The sequence below is a fragment of the Methyloversatilis sp. genome (genome assembly GCF_030696805.1).
In the GTDB taxonomy this organism is placed as follows: domain Bacteria; phylum Pseudomonadota; class Gammaproteobacteria; order Burkholderiales; family Rhodocyclaceae; genus Methyloversatilis.
In genome coordinates this window covers 41,968-58,888 of the sequence record NZ_JAUYRO010000103.1, presented here as the reverse complement: position 1 = coordinate 58,888, position 16,921 = coordinate 41,968, and the positions used below count along the sequence as shown (strand labels likewise).

The window sequence follows — 16,921 nt, the reverse complement described above, 5'->3', positions numbered from 1 at the left end:
ATGCGAGGGTTTTGTGGTACCTTCTAATTCGTAATGCGAAGGTCGCCAGTTCGATTCCGGCCAGCGGCACCAGTAGAATCAAACAGACAGGCCAGTTCCCCGGAACTGGCCTTTTTGTTTTGTGTTGCGCGAATGCGCGGTGCAGGCACTTCGGAATGCAAACAAGCCCACGCTTTCGATCTATCCAAAGAAAAGAGGTGATTGCGGCTTTCGGCCACAACCACCTCTTTTTTTTCTGTGATCGGGTGCGACCGGTGGGTCGCGGGATGCCATTCCGGCGTCAGGCGCTGACGCTGAGCTCTTCGCGGATCGTGGTGGAGCTGGAGATGGGCTGGTTGTTGCTGCGTACGGATGCCGTCACGTAGTGCATCGGCGCAATTTCATGACGGAACAGGTAGGACAGCACGCGACCGGGGTTCCAGGTGTCGGGAAGCGCGATCAGCACGGAATGCGCAGCATCGACATCGAGCGCGTTGTGCACCAGCCAGGCGCCGATCTGTTCGCGCAGCAGGAAGCGGGTTTTCAGCGGACTGGTCGCCAGCGTCATACCCGGCGTCTCGGCCAGGCGTATGGCGAGCGAACGAGCGAGCGGAATCCAGTCGGTTTCGACGCGTTGTCCGTGACATGCCGCAAGCGCAGGATGTTCTCGCTTGAGCACTTCACACAGCAGTGCAGCAAGCTCGCCAGCTGTCCAGTTGCGCAGACCTGCCGCCGCAACGGGCTGACCGTTGGCCCCGATTTCGGAGTGGCGCGACGCGTTGGCCGAAAACCTCGGCCACGCTGCATGTTCCCGCGCGGAGCGTGGGGCCGGATCGTCACGCTGTTGGCGCGATACCGACACTCCTTCGTTCAAAATTGCACCCATGGCATACCTTTTGAGTTGTTGGTTCGATGGTAATGCTGCGATGTGTCATTCTTCAGAACTTAGGTCACCCGGACTAAGGGTTAACCCGGTCTGCATCTTCAGTGCAAAAACCCTGTCTGTTCCCTTTGCTCGTTTGCAGGGTCTTCGGCTCAGCCGCGTGCAGACTGACTTTGCCGCGATGTTCAATCGCTGCGAACCCTTGTTCAAGGCAGCGTTCGAACGACTGCCCCTGCTGTTATCGACACGGAAGTTAACAAATGAAGAACTCTTTTTCGCGCGCCATCCACCTGCGTGACTACAGCGCGCCCGCCTGGTGGGTGGATACCATCGACCTTGACGTATCCATCGCCGACAACGGCGATACGACGGTTGGTGCTGTGATGCTTGTGCGGCGCAACGAAAATGCCCCCCGCGCCGATCTGGAACTCGATGGCGAGGCGCTGGAGCTGATCGATGTCCGCGTTGACGATGTCACGCTGGACAATCCGGTCAGTCGGCTGAAGGACGGCCGGCTCGTGCTGGCCCAACTGCCGGACAGTTGCCGGCTGACCACCCGGGTGCGCATCCGGCCCGACGTCAACACGACGCTGTCCGGTCTGTTCCGGTCGAAGGACGGCTACTTTACGCAGTGCGAGGCCGAAGGCTTCCGCCGCATCACTTTTTTCCCGGACCGTCCGGACGTGATGTCGCGCTACACGGTGACCCTGCATGCCAGCCGCGAGCGCTTTCCCGATCTGCTGGCCAACGGCAACCTCGAAGCCAGCGGCGACGAAGCGGGCGGCCGTCACTGGGCGCGCTGGGTCGATCCGTTTCCCAAGCCGTGCTACCTGTTCGCCATGGTCGCCGCGAAGCTCGATCGGCTGGACGACCGCTACACGACCGCCTCCGGGCGCGAGGTCGATCTGGCAATCTATGTCGAACCGGGCAAGCTCGACCAGTGCGATTTTGCGATGCATGCGCTGAAGAAGTCGATGCGCTGGGACGAGGAGCGTTTCGGCCTCGAACTGGATCTCGACCGCTACATGATCGTCGCCGTCGGTGACTTCAACATGGGCGCGATGGAAAACAAGGGCTTGAACATCTTCAACACGAAGTACGTGCTGGCGCGGCCCGACATCGCCACCGATCTCGATTACATGAATATCGACCGCGTGGTCGCGCACGAGTACTTCCACAACTGGACCGGCAACCGCGTGACCTGCCGCGACTGGTTCCAGCTGTCGCTGAAGGAAGGCCTGACCGTGTTCCGTGACCAGGAGTACGGCTCGGACATGTATTCGCGGGCCGTGCAGCGCATCCAGGAGGTGCGTGGCTTGCGTGCAGCGCAGTTTCCGGAGGACGCCGGCCCGATGGCGCACCCGGTGCGTCCGGCCAGTTACGAGGAAATCAATAATTTCTACACCGCCACGGTCTACGAAAAGGGTGCCGAGGTGGTGCGCATGATCCACACGCTGCTCGGCGAAGACGGTTTCCAGCGCGGCATGAAGCTGTATTTCGAGCGCCATGACGGACAGGCGGTCACCTGCGACGCCTTCGTGTCGGCCATGCAGGACGCGAGCGGCGTCGACCTGTCGCAATTCCGTCGCTGGTACGAGCAGGCCGGCACACCGACGCTGACGGCTGCCGCCGACATCGACGTCGCATCCGGCCGCTATCGCCTCACGCTGTCCCAGGACAATCCGCCCACCGCCTACGAGAAGCGTCTGGCGCAGGAAGGCATTTCACTTGAGCGAGGCCCGCTGCATATTCCGGTCGCCGTCGGCCTGCTGTCGCCGGATGGCCGCGAAATCCTGCCGACGACGGTGCTGTCCCTGACCGAAACGTCGCAGACCTTCGACTTCGACCTGTCGAGACATGGCCTGATGCAGCCACCGCTGCCGTCGCTGCTGCGCAACTTCTCGGCGCCGGTCACGCTGCGGTTCGACTGCCCGGACAGCGCGCTGGCAACGCTGATGGCGCACGACAGCGACGAATTCAATCGCTGGGAAGCGGGGCAGCGGCTGGCAACCAGGCTCATGCTCGCCGGCGTCGCGACCTTGCAGTCAGGTGGCGAACCGGAGGTGCCGGCGGTGTTCCTCGACGCCTTCACCGCCACCCTGAGCAAGGCGGAGCACGACCCGGCCCTCGCCGCCGAGGCGCTGGCGCTGCCGTCGGAAATCTGGCTCGGCGATCAGATGACGGTGATAGATCCGGATGCTGCGCACCGGGTACGCCGGCTGTTCCGCCGCACGCTGGCGCAGGCCTTGCGTCCGCAGTTCGAAGCGCTGCTCGAATCGCTCGCCGTGACCGGTCCCTACGGGCCGGACGCCGCGGCGATGGGTCGGCGTGCGCTACGCAATCTTGCGCTGGGCTATCTGATGGAACTGGACGATCCGGCGCTGCAGTTGCGCGCCCTCGTGCAATTCCGCGATGCCGACAACATGACCGACCAGTCAGCGGCGCTGACCCTGCTGGCACACAGCGAAACGCCGCTGCGCGAGGTTGCGCTCGCGGAGTTCTACGCGCGCTGGAAGCACGAAGCGCTGGTGGTGGACAAGTGGCTTGCGGTGCAGGCGACCTCGCCGGCAGTCGGCACGACGGCACGCGTGCGCGAACTGATGGCGCACGAGGCATTCGACCTGAAGAATCCGAACAAGGTGTACGCGCTGGTGCGCACTTTCTGCGCCGCCAATCCGCTGCATTTTCATGCGGCGGACGGCTCGGGCTACAGCTATGCAGCCGGCGTCATCCGCGAGCTCGACCCGGTGAACCCGCAGGTCGCCTCACGCGTGGCACGCGCCTTCGATCGCTGGCGCCGCTTCGACGACGGCCGCCAGACGCATGCCCGCGCCGCGCTGGAAAGCATCGCCGCACAACCCGGGCTGTCGCCGGATGTCGCCGAGGTCGTCAGCCGGGCTCTGGCCTGACGGCAGCTGCAAGGTGCAAGGCTCAAGAAACAAGGCAATTCCGGGCAGTGCTGGCGGCCCTCCGGGCCTTGCACCTTGGACCTTGATCCTCAATCCGTGGCAATCATCGCCTCGAAGGCGAGCGCCGCGGGGCTGAGTGGCCGACGTGGCAGGCGCAGTCGGTACAGCTGCCGACTCAACTGAACGTCGGGCAGGGTCAAGGTGGCGACCTTGCCGAGCGCGATCTGGTCGGCCGAACTGACCCGCGGCACCATCGAAACGCCGCCGCCGGCCGCCACGGTCTGGATGACGGCTTCCGTGCTGCCGGCTTCGATCAGCCGGGCGGGGCGGATGCCCAGATTGTCGAGCCAGCGATTCACGACTTCGCGCGTGCCCGAACCGGGTTCGCGCACCACCCATGTGGCCTGCGACAGCGCCTCGACCGTGACTTCGCCGGCCTTTGCCAGCGGGCCGTCGGGCGGTGCGACGATCAACAGCGCCTCCTCGCGCCACGGGCGTGATTCGATGCGCTCGTCATCGACCGGGCCTTCCACCAGCGCGATATCGACCTCGCAGGCGAGCAGGCTTTCGGCGATGGTTTGCGTGTTGGCGCTGGTCAGGCTCAGCGACACACCCGGATGGGCCTGCGCAAAGTCGGCCACGTAGCCGGGCAGCCAGTAGGCCGCCACAGTCATGCTGGCGCCGATGCGCAGGCGGCCCCGCTCGAGATCGGAATAGGCCTGCAGCGCTTCCAGCGCCTCGCGCTCCATCGCGAAAATGCCCACCGCGTATTCGAACAGCACCTGACCCGCTTCGGTCAGCGAGACGACGCGCGCGCCGCGTTCGATCAGCACCACGTCTAGCTGGTCTTCCAGCTCTCTCAGCGCCTTGGACACGGCAGGCTGGCTGACGCCCAGATGTTCGGCTGCGCGGGAAAAGCTGGTGTGCTCGCCGACAGCGTGGAAGATGCGCAGAAGGTGCAGGTTCATTGCGGGACAGTCGATGGACGAGCCCGCATTGTTTCACATCGCTGCACGTGAAAAGGCCCGCTTGACGCGGGCCTCGGAGGGGCGCTGCAGACCGGCGGCGGTTCAGCCGGCCATCTGCACCGGAATGTGACCGCGCTGGTTCACGATGCGGTTCTTGCCGTCGACGTACACCAGCTTCGGTTCGAAGCGGGCCAGTTCGACTTCGGTGTATTGCGCGAAACAGGCAATGATCAGCAGGTCCCCGGCTGCCGCCTTGCGGGCCGCCGCACCATTGACCGAAATGATGCCGGTGCCGCGTTCCGCGCTGATCGCATAGGTCGAGAAGCGCTCGCCGTTGGTCACGTTGTAGATATCGATCGCCTGATACTCGCGGATGTCAGCCGCATCGAGCAGGTTCTGATCGATCGCACACGAACCTTCGTAGTGCAGTTCGGAATGGGTGGTCGTGACACGGTGCAGCTTGGACTGAAGCATGGTGCGTTGCATGGGCGCTCCTTCGATATCGCGCTGTTTCAACCACTGCACGTACCGCAGCACGCACAACAGAGCGCTGCTGGAACACCACCGGCCCGATGTCCATGGACTCCGGAGCACATCGTGGCGACCTACACTTCCAGGTTGTCGATCAGGCGCGTCGACCCGAGCAGGGCGGCGGCCACGATCACCAGACTGGATTCGTGAGCGGACGGCGATTGTAGGTCGGCTTGTCGTCGCACTGCAACATATTGTGGAGACCAGCCACGGGCCTCAAGAAACGATGAGGCGTCATGCTCTATCCGGGCGAATTCCCGGTCTCCGGTCTGCAGTGCATCACGCGCCGACGACAGCGCTTCGTACAGCTGCACCGATTGCGCGCGCTCGGCTGCCGACAGATAACCGTTGCGCGACGACAGCGCAAGCCCGTCATCGGCGCGCAGCGTCTCACCGCCCACGATGGTGATCGGCAATGCCATCTGGCGCACCAGTTGGCGGATCACCATCAACTGCTGGTAATCCTTCTTGCCGAACACCGCCACCTGCGGCTGCACGATGTTGAACAGCTTGGCGACCACCGTGGCGACGCCAGTGAAGAAGCCCGGCCGGAACGCGCCTTCGAGCATGTCGGCCAGCACCGGGTCGGGCACGACGCGCAGCGTCTGCGGCTGCGGATACAGCTCGCCTTCGGACGGCGCGAACACGTGCGTCACGCCGGCTGCCTGCATGCGGGCGCAGTCGGCGTCCAGGGTGCGCGGGTAGCGATCGAAATCTTCGTGCGGGGCGAACTGCAGGCGATTGACGAACACGCTGGCCACGACGCTGTCTGCCAGCGTGCCGGCCTGCCGCATCAGCGAGGCGTGGCCCTCGTGCAGATTGCCCATCGTGGGCACGAAAGCAATGCGCGCGCCTTGCGTGCGCAGCGGGTCAAGCGCGGCGCGCAGGCCGTCGATCGTCGGGTGTATCTGCATGGCGGTCCGGCGTGGCGAGGAACAGTGCGAAAGGCGGTCTCGGCGGCGGTCTCAGTAGGCGTGCTCGGGGCCGGGGAAGCTGCGTTCCTTGACCGCGGCGATGTAGCGGCTGAGCGCATCCTGCACGTCGTCGGCACCCGGCATGAAGTTGCGCACGAAACGCGGGCGCCGGCCGGGGAACAGGCCGAGCACGTCATGCAGCACGAGCACCTGACCGTGGCAGTCCAGCCCGGCGCCGATGCCGATCGTTATGAAGCGGCGCGCGACCGTGACTTCCGTCGCCAGTCGCGCCGGCACCATTTCCATCACCAGCATCGAGGCGCCGGCTTCGTCAAGCAGCGCGGCGTCGGCCTTCAGTCGTTCGGCCGATTCGGTGGTCACGCCCTGCGCGCGATAGCCGCCGAGCTGATGCACCGACTGCGGCGTCAGGCCGAGGTGGGCGCATACCGGCACGCCGCGCTCGACCAGGAAGCGCACGGTGTCGACCAGGTGCGCGCCGCCTTCCAGCTTCACCATCTGTGCGCCTGCCGTCAGCAGCTTCACTGCGTTGCGCATCGCCTGTTCGCGGCTTTCCTGATAGCTGCCGAACGGCATGTCGCCGATCAGGAAGGCGCGGCCCTCGACATTGCGCAGTCCGCGTGCCACGCATGCCGTGTGATAAGCCATCTCGTCGATGGTGACCGGCAGCGTCGTGTCATGGCCCTGCAGCACATTGCCGAGCGAGTCGCCGACCAGCAGCACGTCGGCACCGACGGCGTCGCACACCGCTGCGAAGGTGGAGTCGTAGCAGGTCAGCATGGCGATCGGTTCGCCGGCGGTGCGCATGCGGGCGAGCGTATTCAGCGTGACCGGGCGGCGGGCCGGGTCGGTATCGCGGACATAGGTCATGTGGCGTATCCGAAAAATTCGCGGAAGGAGCGCATCTGGGTCAGTCGTTCGACCAGCAACGCAAAATCGTCGTCGTTGTCGACCGGATTGAGCTCCTCCGCATTGACGATGAACAGCGGACTCGCATCGTACTGGTAGAAGAAGCGCGCGTAACGCTCCACCACGCGAGCCAGGTAGCTTTCGCTGATGCGCCGCTCGGCGTCGATGCCGCGCCGGCGTACCCGTTCGGCCAGCGTGTCGGCGTCGGCCTGCAGGTAGATGACCAGATCCGGCGCCGGCGCCTGCAGCTTCAGCGCGGTGAAGATCTGCCGGTACAACGCGTACTCGTCATCGGTCAGGTTCATCGACGCGAACAGCGGGTCCTTGTCGATCAGGAAGTCGGCCACAAGCCGGCCGGAAAACAGGTCGTCCTGCGCCACCTCGCGCAGTTGTTCCATGCGCTGGAACAGAAAGAACAGCTGGGTCTGCAGCGCATAGCGCTCCATGTTCTGGTAGAAGCGGCCAAGGAAGGGGTTTTCTTCCGGCTTCTCGAACAGCGTCGGCGCCTGCAGGTGTTCGGCGAGGCGTCGGGCGAGTGAAGTCTTGCCGACGCCGATGGGCCCTTCGACGACGATGTAGCGTGCTTTGTCCAGCATCGGTGCGGTATTCCGGTCGGAAGGTCGGATCAGCGGAAAATGAAATACACCGCGCCCAGCATACACAGCGCGGCCCACAGGTAGTCAAGCTTGAATGGCTCGTGCATGTAGAAGATCGCGAACGGCACGAACACCGACAGCGTGATCACTTCCTGCATGATTTTCAGCTGGCCGAGCATCAGCTGGGTGTGGCCGATGCGATTGGCCGGTACCTGCAGCAGATACTCGAACAGCGCGATGCCCCATGAAAACAGCGCCGCAACCCACCAGGGCCGATGATTCAGGTCGCGCAGGTGGGCGTACCAGGCGAAGGTCATGAAGATGTTCGACAACCCCAGCAGACCGCCGGTCTGCAACCAGACAGGCAGTTGCGGCATCGTCATTCAGGCGCGACCTGGCTGTTGCCGTTCGGCTTGCGACGTACCCGACGACGTTTCTTGACCGCTTCTTCCGGCCGCAGCATGGCTTCGCGGGTCGGGCCGTCGGCGTCGGCAAATTCGGTCCACCAGTCGGCCAGTTCCTGCGGCACCTCGCCGGAGCCGGCGCGCAGCAGGAGAAAATCATAGGCGGCGCGATAGCGCGGCAGTTCGAGCAGGCGGAATGGCCGCTTGCCGGCGCGCGCGTCGAAGCGCGGCTGCAGCGACCAGATGTCCTTGATGTCGGTGGCGATGCGCCGCGTGATGGCGAGCTTTTCCGCCTGCTGGTCGAGCACCACGGTCATCGCGTCGAACATCGCCGGAATCGATGATTCGCCGGCGTCCTTGCGTTTTTCCCATTCGGCCAGCACCTCGTGCCACAGCAGGGTGGCGAACAGGAAGCCGGGTGAAATCGATTTGCCTTCGCGCACCCGCTCATCGGTGCGCTCCAGCGCCAGCATGACGAAGCGCTCGCCCATCGGCTGTTCAAGGATGACGTCGAGCAGCGGCAGCAGGCCGTGATGCAGGCCATCCTCGCGCAGTTGGCGCACACAGCGCACCGCGTGGCCGCTGGTGAGCAGCTTGAGCATTTCGTCGAAAAGGCGTGCCGGCGGTACGTTTTCGAGCAGGCTGGCCATCGAGCGTATCGGATCGCGTGCATCCGGGTCGATCACCAGCCCGAGCTTGGCCGCGAGGCGCACCGCGCGCAGCATGCGGATCGGGTCTTCGCGGTAGCGGCGTGGCGCTTCGCCGATCATGCGCAGCGTCTTCTGCTTGAGGTCGGCGACGCCGTGGTGGAAGTCGATGACGGTTTCGGTCGCCGGGTCGTAATACAGCGCATTCACCGTGAAGTCGCGCCGCGCGGCGTCTTCTTCCATGGTGCCGAACACGTTGTCGTGCAGGATGCGACCGTGCTCGTCAGTCACCGCTTCGGAATCGCCCCGGAAAGTGGTCACCTCGATCGTGTCGCGGCCGAACATGACATGCACGATCTTGAACCGGCGCCCGATCATGCGCGCCCGGCGGAACACCGCTGTCACCTGTTCCGGTGTCGCGCTGGTGGCGACGTCGAAGTCTTTCGGCACGATGCCGGCGATGAGGTCGCGTACCGCACCGCCCACCACATAAGCCTGATAGCCCTCGGCCTGCAGCCCGTCGCACACCCGGCGCGCGGCCGGCAGCAGTGCGTCGCGCGAAATTCCGTGCTGGGCAATCGGTATGCTGACCGGGCCTCTCGGCCGTGTCGCATTGAGGCGGGTGGGGTCTTCGGGGCGTCGGAATATCCGGCGCAGCAACTTTCGGATCATCAGTAGTGGGACTTTCTGGCGCGGCCCGGCGCCGGGCGCTTGGATAATCGACGCGCCATGTTAACGCAAGCCGGCGCGCGTCAGTCCGCCGTGTTGCATGTCGATCGACAGGCGCGCTACCATCCGCGCCGATGAACGCCACTCGATCCAATTTCCGCCTGACCCTGCTGATCGCGCTCTTCGCGGTCTGCGCGCAGGCACTGCTGCCGACGCTGATGCGCTGGCAGCAGTCGGTCGACCCGACCGCGATGACGGAAATCTGCACCGTGTTCGGTGTTCAGGCGCTGGCCGAGGATGGCACGCCGCAACCGGTCAAGCCGGGGCACTGTCCGTGGTGCGTGGCGCAGACCGCGTTCGTGCTGCCGATGCACACCTTCGACGCCGTGTTCGCCCGCCATGCGGAGTCCGAGCAGCCACCGGCGCAGCTCATACCTGATTTTCCCGCCTTCCCGCCGGTCCCGGCATCTCCACGCGCGCCGCCCCGGCACGCCTGATTCCCGCCTGATCTGCCGGTGACGCGCGGCCCTGCCGCCGCGCGCACTGTCTTCCGACCTTGTCGCGCCCCGGTTGCGCGGCCGCATCACGGAACACCTTCATGCAACAGACCTTCATGGCCGCTGCACGCCTGTGCGCTTTGTCGCCGTTCGTCTTCGCCGCCGGCAGTCTTGCGATCGCGGCTGACACCACGGCTCAGCTGCCGGAGCTGCACATCGAAGCCCAGCGCATTTTGTCCATGACGCTGGCCGACGTCGAAACTGCGCGCGCCGCGATGGCGCTGACGCCCGGCGGCGCCTCGGTGATCGACGCCGAATCGTTTCGCGACGCTCGCGTGTCGACCTTGCAGGACGCGCTCGGCTACAGCGCGGGCGTATTCGTGCAGCCGCGCTTCGGTTCGGAAGAATCGCGCCTGTCGATCCGCGGCTCGGGCCTGCAGCGCACCTTTCACCTGCGCGGCATCAAGCTGATGCAGGACGGTGTGCCGATCAACCAGGCCGATGGCGGCGGCGACTTCCAGGCGCTGGAGCCGCTCGCCACGCGCTACATCGAGGTGTGGCGCGGCGGCAATGCGCTGCAGTACGGCGCGAGCAGCCTGGGCGGTGCGATCAATTACGTATCGCCGACCGGTCACGACGCTCCCCGCCTGACCGTGCGCGCAGAAACCGGCGCCTTCGGCTACCTGCGCAGCCAGATCGCCACCGGCTTTGTCGCCGGCGACATCGATGGCTATCTCAGCGTGTCCAGCTTCAAGCAGGACGGCTTTCGCGACCATGCGCGGCAGGACACGCAACGCGTCGTCGGCAATATCGGGCTGCGCATCGCGCCTTCGCTGGAAACCCGCTTCTTCATGCAGGCCGCGAAAAGCGACTCCGAACTGCCGGGCAATCTGACGCGCGCGCAGCTGCAGGCCAATCCGCGCCAGGCCGCGCTGGCCAACATCACCGGCGACCAGAAGCGCGACATCGACCTGTGGCGCGTGTCGAACCGCACTGTGTGGCTGGTTGGTAACGGCCTGCGGGTCGAACTGTCTGCCTACTACGCCGACAAGGACCTGTTCCATCCGATCTTCCAGGTGCTCGACCAGCGCAGCAAGGATTTCGGCGCCGAACTTCGCGTGGTGTCCGAAGCGACGCTGGCCGGCCTGCCGCATCGGCTGGTTGCAGGCGTCGGCGCGGCGCGCGGCGACACCGACGACGATCGATACGTCAACGTCGCGGGCCGGCGCGGCGGCCGCACCAACAAGCTCGACACCACCGCGCGCAATATCGAAAGTTACGTCGAAAGCCAGCTCACTTTCGCGCCGGCCTGGACGGCGGTGGTCGGCACGCAATACACACATGCGCGCCGAAAGAGCCGCGACCTGTGTTTCGCTGGCGGACCGCTGACCTGTGCCGGCAGTGACGAAAGTTTCGCGCGCACCTTCGACGGCTGGAGTCCCAAGCTCGGCATGCGCCACGACGTGTCGCCGTCCATGCAGCTGTTCGCCAATGTGTCGCGCAGCTTCGAGCCGCCGTCATTCGGTGAGCTGACCGGCGGTGCGACGGTGATCGACTCGCTGCGCGCACAGCGTGCGACCACCTGGGAAGCGGGCAGCCGCGGCGACTTTGCATGGGGGCGTTACGACTTTGCGCTCTACCACGCGCGGGTGACCGACGAATTGCTGGCCTACACGCTCAATCTGGGCGGCGCACCGGTCAGCACCACGCTGAACGTGCCGAAGACGATCCATCGCGGCATCGAATTCGCGGCCGACGGCCGCTTCGGCGCCGGCTTCGAGTGGCGCCAGGCGCTGCTGTACAACGACTTCCGCTTCGACAACGACCCGCTGTTCGGTGACAACCGGTTGCCTGGTGTGCCGCGCACGCTGTTCCGCGGCGAACTGGGCTATCGCTTCCACGCCGCGCCCGGCGGCCCGCTGAAGATCGCAGCCAGCACCGAGTGGTCACCGCAGCGCTACGCGGTCGACATGGCCAATACCGAATTCGCCGACGACTACGCGCTGTTCGGCGTGCGCGTACAGCAGCAGGTCGGCAAGCAGTTCTCGTGGTTCATCGAGGGACGCAACCTGTCCGACCGCCGCTATGCCGCGACCACCAATGTCGTGCGCGATTTCAGTGCGCTGGCGGCCGGGGCTCGCAATGTTTATCTGCCGGGCGACGGCCGCGCCGTCTATGCCGGCATCGAATGGAAGATGTGACATGAATCGATACCTGAATTGCCTGGCCCTCGTGGCGCTCGGCCTGCCGGCCGTGGCGGCGGCCCATGTCGTGCTGGAGCAGCAGACGGCGCCTGCCGGCAGCTACTACAAGGGCACCTTCCGCGTCGGCCACGGCTGCGAAGGCTCGCCGACCACCGCCATCACGATACGTCTGCCCGAGCCGATGGCCAGCGTGAAACCCATGGTAAAGCCGGGCTGGACGGTCGCCGTACGGACCGAAAAGCTGGCGCAGCCGCTGATGCATCACGGCAAGCCGGTCGGCGAGGGGGTCGTCGAAGTCACGTGGACCGGTGGTCCGCTGGCCGACGCGCACTATGACGAATTCGCGCTGATGATGAAGCTGCCGGACGCGCCCGGACGGCGCTGGTTCAAGGTGCTGCAGCAGTGCGAGCGTGGCGCGAACGACTGGTCGCAGATCCCGGCCGAAGGCCAGGGCACGCGTGATGTGAAAATGCCGGCGGCGCTTCTTGACCTGCTGCCGGCGGAATCCCGGCCGCATCACTGAGCCGATGCACCGATACGCGCGCCCACCTCGCACTGCACGCCTGCTCAGGCTGGCGTGGGTGCTGCTGTGCGCGTTCGTTCTGCAGCTCGCCACGGAATCGCTCGGTGGCGCCATGCGCGTCGCCACGCCGTTCGACGAAATCTGCAGCGTATCGGCAGCCGGCACCGGACAGATCCGGGGCGGCACCGGCGATACGATGTCCCATGGCGAGCATTGTGCGCTGTGCGTTTCGGCCGGCGCTCTGTCTCCCCCACCGCTTCCATTTCCGCTCACCGCAGCCGGCCGGTCCGACGCATCGATCACGCGCGCCATCGATTCCGGGCACCGGATCGAATCCGGTGCGCACTGGCAGCCGCGCGCGCCACCCCTGTTCTCCTGATCCACCTGCCCTGTCGTCCGGCACCGACCTCCGGCTATCGCCGGAGGATCGATGTCGCGCGCTTCTGTGCGCTGAAGCCTGCATGGCTCAGCACACCTGCACGTATCAAGGAGAGCACCCACCATGAAGAACAGAATGATCGTGGCCGCAATCGCCGGCCTGTTTTCCGCTTCCGCCTTCGCCCATGTCAGCTACAGCACGCGTGACTTCCTCGCCAATGGCGTGCAGTCGGGCAACACCTGGACGCTTTCGAACCAGCGCGTCACGTCCGATTTCGGCTGGGCCGATGGGGCCGACGCCGACTGGGGCGACAGCCACCGCCTGCGCTGGGCGAAATTCACGCTGACCGAAACATCGGTCGTCACGCTGACGGTCAGCGCCGCGAGCTTCGACTACCTCAGCGGCGGCAACACGCTGACCGCCCTCGGTGACCTGATCCCGGGCTTTTCGCTGTACAGCGGACTGGCACCGGTAGCGGCCTTCGAAGGTGGCGACCATCCGGACTACCTCGCCAATCATCCGGGCTTCCTGCCCACACTCAACCCGAACTACCTCGGCGCCGGCATCACCGGAACGCGTGAAGGCGCCTTCAACGCCAGCGGCGATTTCTGGCTCGGCAACAAGCTGGCCGAAGTAGGGATGGCCGGCTGGGCGGCCGCTCGGCTGGGCTACATCGGACAGGCTGTGGATGGCGCAGGCGTCGACGTCAACGGTGACAAGGTGATCGACATCACCGGCGACGGCAGTGCAGACGGCACCGTCTCGGCCACCTTCACGCTGGCCGCCGGCCGCTACAGCCTGATCGTGGGCGGCGCGCGCTATGCCAGCCCGTACATCGACTTCGACGCCGGCACGGCGCAGCGCGGCTTTTCGGCAGCGCTGTCGGTCACCGCCGTGCCCGAGCCTGAAGGCTGGGCGCTGATGCTCGCCGGCCTCGGCCTGATCGGGCTGATCGCGCGCCGCCGTGTTGCGCTGCATTGAGTGGATTCGCGCCGCCGATTCCCGCAAGCGGGTCGGCGTGACCGATCCGCATCACATATTCAAACGAAAGGAATATCCATCATGAAAAATGCAATTACCCGCAGTGTCGCCGCCGCCGTTCTCTCCGCCGCCGCATTCGCGCCTTCGGCCGCGAGTGCGCACGCCAGTTTCGAAGACCATTCCGTCACGATCCAGTATGGTCTCGACCTCGGCCTCGGCGCGGGCTTCCAGGCGCTGCAGACCTTTGTGGTCAGCGTCAGCGATGCCGTCGAAATACCGAAGATCAGCCTCAATTCAGCCGGTACGTCGTCGTGGCGCGTGGACATCTTCGACAGCGGTCTGTCTTTCACCTACACCGGCAGCCTCGACTTCATGAACTTCGGTTCGCCCGAATTCATCGGTTTCCGCGTGTTCGACGCCGCCAACGTGCTGGAAGCGATCGAATCCGCATCGATCAGCAACACCGGCTACGTCAGCGGCCAGAGCGGCAACCTGATCGAGGGCTTCGAGCCGTCGCTGCATTTTTCGCATGACGAAAACAACCTCTGGCTGAACCTGAATGGGTCGATGTATCACCACGTCGCGATGCCCGGCATGGGCGATCCGTTCCGCAACCAGATCCGCGTCGCGGTGGCTTTCGAACATGAAGTGAGCCCCCCGCCGGTACCGGAACCCCAGACCTGGGCGCTGCTGCTGGGCGGTCTCGGCCTGACGGCTTTTGCGGCCCGCCGCGCGGCCCGACGCAGCTGATGAACAAGCCGCCCGCCGGTGCGCCTGTCGGCATGCCGGCGGGCGGCCCATATCGATGAAATCCAACCTTTCAATCCGGGCGCGCGGCCTGTGTCTTCTGCTGTGGTCGACTGCTGCCGCTTCGCAGACGGTCGCGCCGACGGTCAGCATCACGGCCCCGCGCAACCATGGCGCGCCCGACACAGTGGTCGACCTGCGTGACATGCGGCGTTCGCACAGCGATGCGTCGGAGCTGTTGCGCGACATCACCGGTTTCAACATCAGCCGGGTCGGCGGCACGGCCGGGAGCGCCTTCCTGCGCGGACTGGGCGGCGCGCGCCTGCCCATCGTGGTGAACGACGCCGTCGCCGATGCCGCCTGCAATCACGGCATGGACCCGGCGACCTCCTATCTGCAGCCCGACAGCTATGACGTGCTGACCGTGGTCAAGGGACCGAACACCGTGCAGTTCGGCCCGGCGCTGTCCGGTCAGATACGCGTGCAGCGCCTGCCGCCCGAGCCGGGGCAGGGCAGCCGGCTGAGGGCGGCGGTCGGCCGCAGCGGTTTCGACCGGCTTGATCTGTCGGCGGAATACAGCTGGTCGGGCGAGCAATTCTGGCTGCGGGCCGGTGCCGTACGCAACGATTCCGATGATTACCGCGATGGCGCGGGACGCCGCTTCCAGTCCTTCTACACACGGTATTCGACAACGCTTGCGGCGGGTGCGCGGCTAGGCCCGGACACCGACGTCGAAGTCGATATCGAAAATGGCGACGCGATCGCCGGTTTTCCGGCCTTCCACATGGACGGCACCCGCTTCAAGCGCTCGGTCTGGGGCGCGAAACTCACCCACCGCAGACCCGGCCGGACGTTGTCGGCGCTGGAGCTCTCGGTGCGCTGGCAGCACGTGAATCACCTGATGGACGATTACACCTATCGCCCGATCAAGCCGGTTGAACTGGTGCCCGGCTTTCTCGACCAGTTCCCGACGCTGCTGATGCGTCAGGACTACACCGGACGCACGGCCCGCCTGAGCGCTCGCTTCGACCTCGATGCAGTCACCGATGTGCTGGCCGGCGCCGATATGCGCGATGACGAGCATGAGGGCGCCAACTTCCGCACCACCCGCATCTGTTTCACCGGCACCGACAACTGTCCGCTGTCGACCGCGTCGCTGACCTCGTTCTACAGCCTCGATGCGCGCGCGCAGGGCGCGTTCGCCGAAATGACCCATCGGCGCGACACCGTCACGCTGCGTGCCGGCCTGCGCGTCGATCGTCTGCACACGCAGGCCGGAGAACTGCGCAACTTCCTCGGTACCCAGCGGTTGCCGGGCAGTGGCGAGGAACGCACCGAAACGCTGCGCTCCGGCTTTCTGCGGCTGCAGTGGCAGATCGATCCGTCGCTCGACAGCTTCATCGCCTTTGGTGTTGCACAGCGCGCAGCGTCGAATCTGGAGCGGGCAAGTTTTGCTGCCTTCCACATCGACGCCGAAACCAACCGCGAAATCAACGCCGGGCTTAACTGGCGCGCCGGCGACACGCACGTTGCCCTGAATGCCTTCCACAGCCGTATCGGCGATTTCATCCTCGCCGAGCAGGGCATCACCGCACGCAATGTAGAGGCTCGTCGTGTCGGTGTCGAGCTGGACGGGCGACTGCGCGTCGTCGGCGATCTGCACGCCGTGGGCTCGGTGGCATGGACGCGGGCCGACAACCTGACACAGGACGTTCCGCTCGCCCAGACCTCACCGGCGGAGATGCGGCTCGGACTCGAATACCTGCGCCCCGCGTTCAGCGTGAGCGGCGGTGTCCGGCTGGTGCAGCGGCAGGACCGTATCCATGCGGGATTCGGCAATGCGCTCGGTACCGACCTCGGCGAAACGCCGGGCTTTGCTACCGTGCGCCTGATGACGAGCTGGCAGGCAATGAAGGGCGTCGTGCTGAGCGCCGGCGTCGACAACCTGTTCGACCGCAACTACGCCGAACACATCAGCCGCACCGGCGGATTTCAGCCGGCCGGGCTGGTGCTGACCGAAAGGGTCAATGAACCGGGGCGGCTCGCATGGCTGCGCGCGCGCGTCGACTTCTGAGCGGTAAGCGGCACAGGGCTCGGCGCAGCTCGTCCGATCGACGAAAGACGTGCGAAATGCTTGCGACACGCGTGCGACGCGTTGCCCGA

The 16,921-nt window shown here is 65.5% G+C and carries 16 protein-coding genes; 8 read left to right on the top strand and 8 right to left on the bottom strand.

Translation table 11 applies throughout. From position 1 onward, the window contains the following. Window positions 1–280 precede the first annotated feature (280 nt). Window positions 281–865, bottom strand: coding sequence for a hypothetical protein (locus Q8R75_RS17285; RefSeq protein WP_305611651.1), 585 nt, complete (start codon window positions 863–865; stop codon window positions 281–283). A 257-nt stretch (window positions 866–1,122) separates the two neighbouring features. On the opposite strand from Q8R75_RS17285, the gene pepN reads away from it, so the two are divergent. Continuing rightward, window positions 1,123–3,771 carry an aminopeptidase N gene (gene pepN, locus Q8R75_RS17280; protein ID WP_305626584.1) on the top strand — a complete coding sequence of 883 codons (2,649 nt, stop codon included), beginning with the start codon at window positions 1,123–1,125 and terminating at the stop codon, window positions 3,769–3,771. Between the two features lie 89 nt (window positions 3,772–3,860). Here pepN and Q8R75_RS17275 read toward each other — a convergent pair whose 3' ends face one another. The 7 genes from Q8R75_RS17275 to pcnB all read right to left on the bottom strand — a co-directional run bounded on the left by Q8R75_RS17275 (window position 3,861) and on the right by pcnB (window position 9,430). Continuing rightward, the gene (locus tag Q8R75_RS17275; RefSeq protein ID WP_305611649.1) at window positions 3,861–4,739 is read right to left on the bottom strand and encodes a LysR family transcriptional regulator; all 879 of its coding nucleotides are present in this window, start codon (window positions 4,737–4,739) and stop codon (window positions 3,861–3,863) included. Between the two features lie 102 nt (window positions 4,740–4,841). Beyond that, on the bottom strand, window positions 4,842–5,225 hold the full coding sequence (gene panD, locus Q8R75_RS17270) for an aspartate 1-decarboxylase (RefSeq protein WP_069040451.1): 384 nt from the start codon (window positions 5,223–5,225) through the stop codon (window positions 4,842–4,844). A 119-nt stretch (window positions 5,226–5,344) separates the two neighbouring features. Further along, window positions 5,345–6,184, bottom strand: a complete 840-nt coding sequence (gene panC / locus Q8R75_RS17265; protein WP_305611648.1) for a pantoate--beta-alanine ligase — start codon at window positions 6,182–6,184, stop codon at window positions 5,345–5,347. A 51-nt stretch (window positions 6,185–6,235) separates the two neighbouring features. Continuing rightward, on the bottom strand, window positions 6,236–7,072 hold the full coding sequence (panB, locus tag Q8R75_RS17260; protein ID WP_305663806.1) for a 3-methyl-2-oxobutanoate hydroxymethyltransferase: 837 nt from the start codon (window positions 7,070–7,072) through the stop codon (window positions 6,236–6,238). After that, window positions 7,069–7,707: a deoxynucleoside kinase gene (locus Q8R75_RS17255; protein WP_305611646.1), complete on the bottom strand. Its 639-nt coding sequence runs from the start codon at window positions 7,705–7,707 to the stop codon at window positions 7,069–7,071. Before Q8R75_RS17255 ends, panB begins: the two co-directional genes overlap by 4 nt. Window positions 7,708–7,736: 29 nt before the next feature. After that, window positions 7,737–8,090, bottom strand: a complete 354-nt coding sequence (locus Q8R75_RS17250) for a DMT family protein (protein ID WP_305626587.1) — start codon at window positions 8,088–8,090, stop codon at window positions 7,737–7,739. After that, complete coding sequence (pcnB, locus tag Q8R75_RS17245; protein ID WP_305611644.1) at window positions 8,087–9,430, bottom strand: polynucleotide adenylyltransferase PcnB; 1,344 nt, start codon at window positions 9,428–9,430, stop codon at window positions 8,087–8,089. The genes Q8R75_RS17250 and pcnB overlap by 4 nt, the downstream gene beginning before the upstream one ends. Window positions 9,431–9,561: 131 nt before the next feature. Between pcnB and Q8R75_RS17240 the strand changes: the two genes are divergently transcribed. The 7 genes from Q8R75_RS17240 to Q8R75_RS17210 all read left to right on the top strand — a co-directional run bounded on the left by Q8R75_RS17240 (window position 9,562) and on the right by Q8R75_RS17210 (window position 16,832). Continuing rightward, a complete protein-coding gene (locus tag Q8R75_RS17240; RefSeq protein ID WP_305611643.1) occupies window positions 9,562–9,924 on the top strand; it encodes a DUF2946 family protein in 363 nt (120 codons plus the stop codon). 101 nt (window positions 9,925–10,025) lie between these two features. Further along, window positions 10,026–12,125, top strand: a complete 2,100-nt coding sequence (locus Q8R75_RS17235; protein WP_305611642.1) for a TonB-dependent receptor — start codon at window positions 10,026–10,028, stop codon at window positions 12,123–12,125. A gap of 1 nt (window position 12,126) precedes the next feature. Then, the gene (locus tag Q8R75_RS17230; protein WP_305611641.1) at window positions 12,127–12,651 is read left to right on the top strand and encodes a YcnI family protein; all 525 of its coding nucleotides are present in this window, start codon (window positions 12,127–12,129) and stop codon (window positions 12,649–12,651) included. Window positions 12,652–12,655: 4 nt separating this feature from the next. Further along, the gene (locus Q8R75_RS17225; protein WP_305611640.1) at window positions 12,656–13,030 is read left to right on the top strand and encodes a DUF2946 family protein; all 375 of its coding nucleotides are present in this window, start codon (window positions 12,656–12,658) and stop codon (window positions 13,028–13,030) included. Between the two features lie 123 nt (window positions 13,031–13,153). Then, entirely contained in the window at window positions 13,154–14,011 is an 858-nt protein-coding gene (locus tag Q8R75_RS17220) for an FxDxF family PEP-CTERM protein (protein ID WP_305611638.1), read from the top strand. 81 nt (window positions 14,012–14,092) lie between these two features. Then, the gene (locus tag Q8R75_RS17215; RefSeq protein ID WP_305611636.1) at window positions 14,093–14,761 is read left to right on the top strand and encodes a PEP-CTERM sorting domain-containing protein; all 669 of its coding nucleotides are present in this window, start codon (window positions 14,093–14,095) and stop codon (window positions 14,759–14,761) included. A gap of 55 nt (window positions 14,762–14,816) precedes the next feature. Next, window positions 14,817–16,832, top strand: coding sequence for a TonB-dependent receptor (locus tag Q8R75_RS17210; protein ID WP_305611634.1), 2,016 nt, complete (start codon window positions 14,817–14,819; stop codon window positions 16,830–16,832). The last annotated feature ends 89 nt before the right edge of the window (window positions 16,833–16,921 follow it).